This is a genomic window from Rhizobium sp. L9 (genome assembly GCF_002531885.1).
Classification (GTDB): domain Bacteria; phylum Pseudomonadota; class Alphaproteobacteria; order Rhizobiales; family Rhizobiaceae; genus Rhizobium.
This window is the reverse complement of record NZ_NWSZ01000087.1, coordinates 1-1,066: the sequence shown is the minus strand read 5'-3', so window position 1 is coordinate 1,066 and position 1,066 is coordinate 1. Positions and strand designations below refer to the sequence as shown.

The 1,066-nt window shown below is 61.1% G+C and carries 1 protein-coding gene; it reads right to left on the bottom strand.

The features are described 5' to 3' along the window. On the bottom strand, positions 1–1,066 hold a 1,066-nt coding region (locus tag CO660_RS32345; protein WP_245421421.1), incomplete at both ends, for a Ulp1 family isopeptidase.

The window sequence follows — 1,066 nt, the reverse complement described above, 5'->3', positions numbered from 1 at the left end:
CCTGATGGCCCCAGAGTGGCCGTGTAGGGCACACCATGGATAGTGATGCTGGTCTGGGGGTTGTCCGCGCTCGGCAGCAACTCAAGCCAGGACATTGCAAGCCGAAGGCCAGCCGGTGCCGGTTGATTGCGGTGTTGCCAGCTCGGAGGGACAGCTTCTCCCAAGTCGTCCACAGGCAGCGTGTACTGTGGGGTGCCGAAGATCGATGCCCCCAAGCTTTGCTCCCATGGTGCGTCTGGCGGATTGACGCTTTGCACCGGTGAATAGGCGGCTGACGGCAAATCCTGCCGGAAGGGCGCTGTATTCCAGCTATCGGGAAGCTGGCCTGATTGAGTCACTCCATGCCAAAACTCTGCGGGATCGGCGATCTGTGTGGAGGACTCCGGTCCAGCCGCCGCAGCCCCCGCTCGATCACCGTTGGGCGCGGTGCTCAGACGTCGTTGGAGTTGCTCCCGATCGGCGACGAGGTTGTCGAGGTGCAGCACGGCTGGCCGGCCTCTTCGCGCCAGTCGTCTAACGAGCGCCCGCGTGCCGTCAACCACGAAGACTCCGCAATCATAGTCGTTGCGCTGTTGGGTCATGCGGACGGGCTCCAGACGGGTACCCAACCTTTGTGCGAGCATTGCTGCAAACTCGTTGTTCTGGCCCCGGAAGGAGTCATAGTGATAGGCAGCCGGCCCCTCGCGGTTGCGACGGTCAACGAGTAGCAGCGACCAATGGGTGCCCCGGTGATCAGGATCCGAAGCACTGGCATCGCTCACTGGAAGGAACAGGAAGTCGGCTGTATCTCTTCCATTCTGATCATTAACGATGCGCTGGAAAGCGCTCAGCGCGGTCCTCTCATCGCCCAGGCGCAGATGATAATGGGCTATCAGGGGATCGATAAGCCGCGTCCTGGCGGCGAGATCCGGATCGTTTCGCTGCAAGTCCTGCATTAGCAGCTCATAATCCGTCTGGATATGCTGGTCGCCCAGCCATTCGGTATGGTCGAGCGACAATCCGCTGCGGCCTTCGATCGATGGATCAACCTGCTGCAGCGGCGAAGTTGATCTGAACTCGGCACGTG